8 protein-coding genes are annotated in these 8,666 nt (G+C 59.9%); 6 read left to right on the top strand and 2 right to left on the bottom strand.

Going from position 1 to position 8,666, the window contains the following annotated elements:
• The 6 genes from PDO_RS05765 to PDO_RS05745 form a co-directional block, all read left to right on the top strand.
• Positions 1 to 1,210, top strand: a 1,210-nt coding sequence (locus tag PDO_RS05765; protein WP_007599062.1) for a cryptochrome/photolyase family protein, incomplete at its 5' end; no start/stop codon positions are given.
• Between the two features lie 39 nt (positions 1,211 to 1,249).
• Positions 1,250 to 1,402, top strand: a complete 153-nt coding sequence (locus PDO_RS26970) for a DUF2256 domain-containing protein (RefSeq protein ID WP_007599060.1) — start codon at positions 1,250 to 1,252, stop codon at positions 1,400 to 1,402.
• Between the two features lie 335 nt (positions 1,403 to 1,737).
• Positions 1,738 to 1,941 carry a hypothetical protein gene (locus tag PDO_RS05760; protein WP_007599058.1) on the top strand — a complete coding sequence of 68 codons (204 nt, stop codon included), beginning with the start codon at positions 1,738 to 1,740 and terminating at the stop codon, positions 1,939 to 1,941.
• Positions 1,942 to 2,140: 199 nt separating this feature from the next.
• Positions 2,141 to 3,610, top strand: a complete 1,470-nt coding sequence (locus PDO_RS05755) for a sigma-54-dependent transcriptional regulator (RefSeq protein WP_007599056.1) — start codon at positions 2,141 to 2,143, stop codon at positions 3,608 to 3,610.
• Between the two features lie 7 nt (positions 3,611 to 3,617).
• The gene (locus PDO_RS05750) at positions 3,618 to 5,612 is read left to right on the top strand and encodes a sensor histidine kinase (RefSeq protein WP_007599054.1); all 1,995 of its coding nucleotides are present in this window, start codon (positions 3,618 to 3,620) and stop codon (positions 5,610 to 5,612) included.
• A 235-nt stretch (positions 5,613 to 5,847) separates the two neighbouring features.
• On the top strand, positions 5,848 to 7,500 hold the full coding sequence (locus PDO_RS05745) for an OFA family MFS transporter (protein ID WP_007599052.1): 1,653 nt from the start codon (positions 5,848 to 5,850) through the stop codon (positions 7,498 to 7,500).
• A 55-nt stretch (positions 7,501 to 7,555) separates the two neighbouring features.
• On the opposite strand, the gene PDO_RS05740 is transcribed toward PDO_RS05745, so the two are convergent.
• Together PDO_RS05740 and PDO_RS05735 are read right to left on the bottom strand one after the other, a co-directional pair.
• Positions 7,556 to 8,245, bottom strand: coding sequence for a DUF2161 domain-containing phosphodiesterase (locus tag PDO_RS05740; RefSeq protein ID WP_037072734.1), 690 nt, complete (start codon positions 8,243 to 8,245; stop codon positions 7,556 to 7,558).
• 169 nt (positions 8,246 to 8,414) lie between these two features.
• A partial coding sequence (locus tag PDO_RS05735; protein ID WP_007599048.1) for an inositol monophosphatase family protein occupies positions 8,415 to 8,666 on the bottom strand: 252 nt, incomplete at its 5' end.

Raw genomic sequence — 8,666 nt, 5'->3', positions numbered from 1 at the left:
CAAGGCGATGAATGCGTGGCAAAGCGATATCGGCCTGCCGGTCGAGATCCGTACCGACAGCCGTTTTCTTTGCTCGAAGGCGGAGTTCAAAACCTGGAGTTCTGGGCGCCGCTCCCTGACGATGGAGTATTTCTACCGGGACATGCGCCGGCGCACCGGTTTGTTGATGAACGGCACGGAGCCGGAGGCAAACCGCTGGAACTTTGACGCGGACAATCGGCGGCCGGCAAAGCCAGATCTGTTTCGTCCCAAACACAAGGGGTTCGCTCCCGATGATATGACCAGAGACGTCCTTGATCTCGTGGAGAAGAAATTCCCCAGGAACATGGGCTCGACATCCAGGTTCTCTTTTGCCGTCACCAGAGCTGATGCCGAGAAGGCGGCAGACGCGTTCATCCACGATTTTCTGCCGGCATTCGGCGAAACGCAGGATGCCATGCTGACGGAAGAGCCCTTCCTCAACCACGCGCTCTTGTCTTTCTATATAAACATCGGCCTTCTTGACCCTTTGTCACTCTGCCGTGCGGCTGAGCGCGCTTATTTCGAAGGACATGCGCCCATCGCCAGTGTCGAAGGTTTCATCCGCCAGATCATAGGATGGCGCGAATACATTCGCGGTATCTACTGGCTGGCGATGCCTGGTTATGAACAGAGCAACGCGTTCGATGCACACCGGCCCCTCCCGGATTTCTTCTGGACCGGCGACACCGAGATGGCTTGTCTGTCCACCGTCATCACCCAGACGATCACCCATGCCTATGCCCATCATATTCAACGCCTCATGGTGGTCGGCAACTTTTCCATGCTGGCCGGCCTTGACCCGCACGCCGTGCACGAATGGTATCTGGCAGTCTATGCGGATGCATTCGAATGGGTTGAGCTTCCCAATGTCATCGGCATGAGCCAGTTTGCCGATGGCGGTTTCATGGCGTCAAAACCCTATGCAGCAAGCGGCGCCTATATCGCCCGCATGTCCAACTATTGCGAAACCTGTCGATACGATGTGAGCCAAAAGACCGGCAACAATGCCTGTCCGCTCAATGCGCTCTACTGGGACTTCCTTGATCGAAACGCCGAGCAATTGTCAAAAAACCACCGTCTCGCACAGACCTATTCGACCTGGCACCGCATGGACGCGGAAAAGAAGCAGGCCTATCGGAAAAGCGCGGCAGCTTTCCTGCAGAGACTCGACGACGGTGTACCTGTCTGACCCGGCGCACCCGGTGGCCGATATATAGGATAAGACGCCATGGCGAAAATGATCAAGAAGACCAATCTGCCGACGAAGACCTGCCAGGCTTGCACACTTCCCTTCACATGGCGGCGCAAATGGGCGAAAACCTGGGACGACGTGAAGTTCTGCTCGGAACGCTGCCGCCGCGAGAAGCTGAAAGGGGACTGAAGCCATATTGCCGGCAGCCTCTTCCTGGTCGCGCCGCGACATCTGGCCTGCCATCTGCAAAACCATGGCTCCTGGGAATTCGCGCACAAGACGATGAGCCACAGGGCACCGACAGGGTGGTTCAGCGCCGCCTCTATGGCAGTATCAGAAACCCTCTTTTGTCAGACTGACTGCGATCCTTGCTTGACGAAAGCCACAGCCGGGTCGACCCTGCTTCCATGTGATGCCGGCTGATCTCGCAGCGAAGTGATACACTGCCCGAATTCAGCCACACGGACGACATCTGCCCGTTGCATAGCCGTGCTATCTCAGCCCCCAAAAGGAGGAGTAAAGCCATGCAGGAACTGTCTATTTCAGAAGCGTTGAAAGATCCCTTGATCCGACAGATGTTGCGTGCGGACAAGATCAGCGTCGATACGTTTGCCCAGCTTCTCGCCAAGGCGGCCAAGGAGCGGAGGAACCGGCTTGCGTACATCGATTGGAATCCGCGCCAGGTTGGCCCCGGCTTCCTGCGACAAGCACCTCCGCCTGCAGAGTGAAGATCCGACATGATCGCGTCGGCCCAACCGAGGCCGACGCGATCATGGATTGACCCGTGGCTTTTCCCTTTGTTCCATATTTAATGCGGCCGCATTCGTAGCCGGCTGACGGTGCTGCCGTTGCATTCCATTTTCTCACACATGCTTGTTTGTGCCACGAGACCTGCCTTGCTATGGATGGGTTCCGCTGGAGGAGAGAATGACCACATTGCAGAAAGAGGCGACAGCGAATGTCACGGCACGGGATCGGGAATTCGGCCCTCTGCTCGCCCAGGCCTCCATTCTCGTCGTCGATGACGAGCCGGGCATGCGCAATTTCCTCGTGCGAACACTGGGGCCACGCTGCAGGTTGATCGAGGAGGCGTCTGATACCGACGAGGCGTCGCGCAAGCTTGACATGCAGCATTTCGACCTCGTCATACTCGATAACATCATGCCGGGAAAGAACGGTGTTGACTGGCTCGCCGAACAGCGCGCGATTGGCCTGTTTGCCGAGGCCATCCTGATTACCGCATTTGCCGACCTCGACACCGCAATCCAGGCGCTGCGCGCCGGGGCTGTCGATTTCGTGTTGAAACCATTCCGCTCCAACCAGATCCTCAACTCGGTCGCCCGCTGTCTGGAGCGCATGCGGCTGCAGCGGGAAAACTTCGTGCTGCGCTACGAGCTGAAAGCTGCCTCCGAACATATCTTGTTGCGCGACAGGTTGATCGGCGGATCCCGGGCAATCGGCGACCTGCGCGATACAATCGCAAGGCTGGCCCCTCTGCCGACTTCCGTGCTTCTGACCGGTGAGTCCGGCACCGGAAAGGAGGTTGCGGCTCGCTCGCTGCATACTCTGTCGGACCGGGCCGAAAAACCCTTCGTTCCGGTCAATTGCGCCGCGATTCCGGCAGACATGATCGAGACGGAGCTATTTGGCCATATCAAGGGCGCCTTTACCGGCGCCGGCAATGGCCGGGAGGGCTTGTTCACCCATGCCCAGGGCGGCACGCTGTTTCTCGACGAGATCGGCGAAATGCCGCTCGCGACCCAGAGCAAACTGCTCCGAGTGATCGAGGATCGCCGCGTCCGCCCGGTCGGCTCGGAACGGGAGGTGCCGGTCGACCTGCGCTTCGTCTTTGCCACCAATGCCGATCTGCACATGGAGGTTGAGCGCGGGCGGTTCCGCGCGGATCTCTACTACCGCATCAATGTGATGCAGCTCCATCTGCCGCCGCTACGCGACCGGGGCAATGACGTGCAGGAACTGGCGGATCTATTCATGGAAAAACTGTCGCAGCAGCTCGGTATGCCGCGGGTTCCAATCGATGCCCCCGTCAGGGCCGCCCTTGCACGCTACGGCTGGCCCGGCAATGTGCGCGAACTGCGCAATCTGATCGAACGCACACTGATCCTTGGCAAATTCCCCGACGATTTCAGGGGGGGCGGAAATGGACGCAGTTCTAGCAGCAGCGTCATCGCGAACTCCAATGCCAGCAACGGTTCCACCGAAAATTTCAGCGCAACGCTCCCGGCAAGCCCTTTGGCTGCGACGCTGGAAGGCGTCGAACGACACCATATCCTGGCCGTGCTGAAGGAATGCAACGGCAATCGTGACGAGGCGGCTAAGCGCCTCGGCATTTCGCGAAAGACCATCGACCGCAAATGTGCCGCCTGGAATGGCTGAGACCGGCATGACAACCGCGCCGACGCGACCAGTTCGCTCCATCCGGTTCCGGCTGCTGGCCATTGCACTTTTGCCGACGCTGGTGATCCTGCCGCTGCTGCTGGGTATCACCATTGCCCGCTGGAACGCCAAGTTCGACGCATTGCTGATCGCCAAGGTCAATGGTGACCTGACCATCGCGCATCAGTATCTGTCGCGCATTCTGGAAAACACTGGCGAGCACATCCAGGCGCTGGCGGTCTCTGTCGCCTTTCGCGATGCCGCGGCATCTGGCGCAGAGCCGGATCTTTCAACATTTCTCGAGCAAAGCCGCCAGGCGCTTGGCCTGGACTTCCTGATACTGGTGAACGGCCATGGCAACACGATTGCAGCCAATGGGCAATCACACTCTAACTTTCCCGTCGTCGCTTCGGCGCTTGCCGGCCGATCATCTACCGCAATCGACATATTCTCCAACCAGCAGCTGGCCGAAATCTCCCCGACCTTGGCTGCTCGTGCGCGGATCGATCTCGTCGAGACACCCAATGCGGTCCAGACCGACAAGCACAGCGAGACGCGCGGCATGGTGGTGCAATCGGCCAGTCCGATCACGCTTGCCGATGGCACACGGGCAGCGCTGGTCGGCGGCATCCTGCTCAACCAGAACCTCGTCTTCATCGATACGATCAACGATCTCGTCTACCGCGAAGCGAGCCTGCCGGAGGGCAGCAAAGGCACGGCAACGCTGTTTCTCGAGGATGTGCGCGTCAGCACCAATGTGCGACTGTTCGAGGATCGCCGGGCTCTCGGCACACGGGTCTCGGCGGCTGTGCGCGCAGCCGTACTGGATGACGGCCAGACCTGGCTCGACAGTGCCTTCGTGGTCAATGACTGGTACATTTCGGCCTATGAGCCGATCATCGACAGTTTCGGCGAACGTGTCGGAATGCTCTATGTCGGCTTCCTCGAGACGCCATTCCGGCAGGCAAAGCAGACGACGCTGCTGACCATCATACTGGCGTTTCTGGCCGTTGCCGCCGCCAGCGTTCCGATCTTTTTGCGCTGGGCGCGGGCAATCTTCAAGCCGCTGGAGCGAATGAGCGACACCATCACCCGCGTCGAGGCCGGCAACATGGGCGCGAGGACCGAACTCAAGGCCGCCAGCGACGAGATCGGTCGCGTGGCGCTGCATCTCGACGGCTTGCTGGAACAGTTGCAGCAGCGTGATCGTGAACTTCGGCAATGGAACGACGAGTTGAATGAGCGCGTGGCGGAGCGCACCAGCGAACTGGAGCTTGCCAACCGCCAGATCGAGGCGACAACGAAACAGTTGATCATGTCGGAAAAGCTCGCGGCAATCGGCGAGATTACCGCGGGAGTCGCCCATGAAATCAACAACCCAATCGCCGTCATCCAGGGCAATCTGGATGTCGTGCGCAGTGTCCTCGGTGAGAAGGCTGACGAGGCCAATGTCGAATTCCGGCTGATCGACGAGCAGATCCACCGGATCAGCCAGATCGTCACCAAACTGCTGCAATTTGCCAAGCCCGAGGAATATGCCGGCTATCTCGAGCGCCACGCGGCAAAAGACGTCATCCTGGATTGCCTGCCGCTGGTGCAGCATCTGCTCAACAAGGCCGAGATCAACCTTGTGCTTGAGGATCGCGCGACCATGCTAGTGCTGATGAACCGCACCGAATTGCAGCAAGTCGCAGTCAACCTGATCGTCAATGCCCTGCACGCCATGCCGAATGGCGGCAAACTGACGATCCGCACTTTCGATCAGGACATGGACGGCAAGAAAGGCCTGGCCCTCGAGGTCGAAGACACCGGTATTGGCATGGCATCGGACCTGGTCGAGAGAATCTTTGACCCGTTCTTTTCGACCAAGAAACGGGAGGGAACCGGTCTCGGTCTCTCCATCAGCCAGCGGCTGATCACCCGGCAGGGCGGCCGGATATCCGTGCAAAGCGAACCCGGCCATGGCACCTGTTTTTCGATCTGGCTGCCCGAAGCCAGTTGAGGGACAAAATGTCCCGAAAAGCCCGGACAAATTGTCCGGATGCACCAATCCCTCACCTTTAAACCCTTGATAAAACGCAAGATCCAATCTGGCACAGAGGTTGCAGCGCATCTGTACGGATAGACGACGGCCGTGCTGTGGCCACCAAATGATGGCGCAGCGAGCCTCGGTCGATCCTGGGACAGACTGAAACCGGGAGGCGCCTGATGACATCTGGCGCGAGGGAGGACAAATTATGACGGCAGCAACCGACACCTATTCAGGCGGAGGCTCGATCGGGCTTCTTGACCGCGAGCGGATCATCGCCAAACCGGGCTTCAATCGCTGGCTGGTGCCACCGGCAGCACTGGCCATTCATCTCTGTATCGGCATGGCGTACGGTTTCAGCGTTTTCTGGCTGCCGCTGTCGAAATCAATCGGCATCACCGCTTCCGCCACCTGTTCCGACCTGACGCTGACATCGGCCCTGTTCACCACCAGCTGTGATTGGCGCGTCAGCGATCTCGGCTGGATCTACACGCTGTTCTTCGTGCTGCTCGGGTCGTCAGCTGCCATCTGGGGCGGTTGGCTCGAGCGCGCTGGCCCACGCAAAGCCGGCTTTGTCTCCGCCTGTTGCTGGTGCGGCGGCATCCTGGTGGCCGCACTCGGCGTGTTCACCCATCAGCTCTGGCTGATGTGGCTGGGTGCCGGCGTGATCGGCGGCATTGGCCTCGGCCTCGGCTACATCTCGCCGGTATCGACCCTGATCAAATGGTTCCCAGATCGTCGCGGCATGGCGACCGGCATGGCGATCATGGGCTTTGGCGGCGGCGCCATGATCGGTGCGCCTCTGGCGAACCTACTGATGACGTATTTCCGCACCGATAGTTCAGTTGGCGTCTGGCAGACTTTCGTCGTCATGGCGGCCGTCTATTTCGTCTTCATGATGGGCGGCGCATTCGGCTACCGCATTCCGCCGGCAGGCTGGCGTCCGGAAGGCTGGACGGCGCCGGCGGCCAAGAGCACGATGATCACCACCCGGCATGTGCATCTGCGCGAGGCCCACAAGACCCGCCAATTCTGGCTGATCTGGGCCGTTCTCTGCCTCAACGTCTCGGCCGGAATCGGCGTCATCGGCATGGCATCTCCCATGCTGCAGGAGATCTTCGCCGGATCTTTGATCGGTCAGCCAGGCGTTGCTTTCGTTGACATGAAACCCGAACAGCTTGCGGCGATTGCAGCGATCGCTGCCGGTTTCGCCGGCCTGCTGTCCCTGTTCAACATCGGTGGCCGTTTCTTCTGGGCGTCGCTGTCGGACAAGATCGGCCGCAAGAACACCTACTTCTGCTTCTTCATCCTCGGCATCGTGCTCTATGCGCTGGCACCTTGGGCCGCGGGCATCCAGAGCAAGATCCTGTTCGTCGGCATGTTCTGCATCATCCTGTCGATGTATGGCGGCGGCTTTGCCACCATTCCGGCCTATCTGGCCGACATTTTCGGAACGCAGTTCGTCGGCGCCATCCATGGGCGTCTGCTAACGGCCTGGGCAACGGCGGGCATCATCGGTCCGGTCGTGGTCAACTATATCCGCGAAGCGCAGATTGCCGCCGGTGTTCCGCGCGACCAAGTCTATAACTTCACCATGTATATTCTCGCCGGCATGCTGTTACTGGGCCTGATTGCCAATGCCTTTGTCCGGCCGTTGGCCGACAAGTGGTTTATGACGGACGACGAGGTTGCAGCACTTCAGGCAAAGACCGCTGCGGCGAATGCTGGCCCGAGCGGTTCGTTCGGCATTGGCAAGGGCGGTTTCGACGGCAAGGCGCTGATCGCCTGGACCGTGGTCGGCATTCCGATGCTATGGGGTGTGTGGAACACGCTGAAAGCAACCTTGGCGCTGTTCGGCTGAGGCATCAAAAATCAAGAGGCCGCATCGTGTCGAAACGATGCGGCTTCGGTTTATTTCAGACATCCGTCCGGCTGCCGTCACACGCCTTGTCCAGCACCGGCCGTGGCCAGCGCATCAACGCCTCGTGACCGACCGCCGTGAGGGTGTAGACACCCTTTTCCACGCGCTCGAACCAGCCATAATAATTGGCCAGCAGGATCTGACCGGCTGTCGGCACAGTGGACTTGAGGTCGCGCGGGCGCAAAGGCCCATCAGCAAGGGCTGCCGCACAGGCAAGCGCCTGCTGTCGGTAGGCCGTCATGATCGGCACTTTCGTCGATCCGCCAAGCGCCGGATCGCCTTGCCGCTTCTTGTGTTCCTTGACCAGGCGGGTGCGGCGTTTGGGATTGCTGCGTGGCATCGGCGATACGGAACTGACGATCACGCTGACCTCGCCGGCATCGGATACGCCCAGCATGCCGATGCCCAGTCGCCGACACAGGTCGCGGTAGCGCCGGTCGGCCTCCCGGCCTTTGCCGCGCGCCGAAATGCGCGCTGCGATCCAGACCTCATCACAGGCCGACGCCCGGTCGACCGCCTGCAGGATCAGCTCGAGATTGAAGGTCAGCTTCAATTCGCAGATGACGACCAGCGTCGTCTCACCTTCGGCGAGGCCGACGATATCGCATCCGCCGATCTCTCCCTTGACGACATAGCCGGCACGTTCGAGGAAAAGCTTGACGGGCGGGTAGAGCAAGGTTTCCAAAGGGCGGCCTTCATGACGGTCTGCGGACTTCCGTAAGGTGAACCCCATAGCAGAGGTCCAGGGCTTTTCTCAAAGAAGATTTGTCAGCGGCCATTCAAGCGTCACACACGTCGCCCCGATGACGTCACATGCACGTCACAAGGATAAAGACCTCGCATTCGTGGAGGGCTCACAGACGCCGTTGATGAATATCGAGAAGATCCGAATAGGCCCCGGGATTGCTCGCCAGGACGGGATGCCCTTCAAGCAGCGCATCTCCTTCTGCCGGAAAGGCAAGATATTGGCCGCCTGCTTCCTTGACCAGGCAAAAGCCGGCCATACAATCCCAGGCCCGCATATACGGCTCGTAGTAACCGACAAGCCGTCCCGCGGCGACATAGGCCAGCATCAGCGCGCCGGATCCATTGCGGATGAAATTGCC

It is taken from the genome of Rhizobium sp. PDO1-076, assembly GCF_000247475.1.
Taxonomy (GTDB): domain Bacteria; phylum Pseudomonadota; class Alphaproteobacteria; order Rhizobiales; family Rhizobiaceae; genus Allorhizobium.
Note: the sequence above shows the minus strand (reverse complement) of the source record. Positions and strands in the feature narration are given on the sequence as shown.